1 pseudogene is annotated in these 679 nt (G+C 42.9%); it reads right to left on the bottom strand.

Going from position 1 to position 679, the window contains the following annotated elements:
• A pseudogene (locus ACTQ16_RS16710) lies at positions 1 to 679 on the bottom strand (IS1380-like element IS942 family transposase); the annotation flags it as partial.

The following is a 679-nucleotide window of genomic DNA, read 5'->3' as shown; positions in this document are numbered from 1 at the left end:
TTCAATACATGCCTACGTGATGTCTTAATCCATTTCGCAGGAACAGAGATGAACTTGAAAACAAAGGTCTTGATTCTGCTGGTGGCACGCAATCCAAATTCATGGGTTTTCAATCTCTGCATAATAGCTTTGTAGAAGTTTCTGATGAGAGCTGTCATAAGCAGGAATACAGTATTCTGTGCCATGAACGATTTTGGCAATCGATTCCAGCCAAAGCCATTGTTCATGTCATCGAAGATGCGTTCCTTGCCACCACGAAGATTGTAGAATTCCACGATGTCTCTTGCACTCGACTTGTAATCGTTAGTCAGTATACATCTGTAGGTATATTCGCCTTCCCAAATGTCAAGGTCTCCATCTATTCGCCTTTGTCTCTGTATGACAAGACGATACGGTTTTCCTTTCCATTTCTCAACAAGGATGGAATTCAGCTCAAATTCAATACCGTTGATTTCAACAGTTTTCCATCCAGTCAAGGCAAACATGGAATCGTAGAAGGAAGAGCATCTGTTGGCACGAATATAAAAATGCCTGCAATGAGCCTCTACCATATCTACGATTTCCTCCGAGCATGAGCCGCAATCCATGCGGGCACGGGATATATATACTTCTGATGCCTCCAGTCGCTTGAAGATTCTTTCCAAAGTCTCTCTTTGGTTGAAGCGCACGTTTGTGTTGC

The sequence above is a fragment of the Prevotella sp. LCP21S3_D2 genome, assembly GCF_052118345.1.
Lineage (GTDB): Bacteria > Bacteroidota > Bacteroidia > Bacteroidales > Bacteroidaceae > Prevotella.
This window is presented reverse-complemented; position numbering and strand designations above follow the sequence as displayed.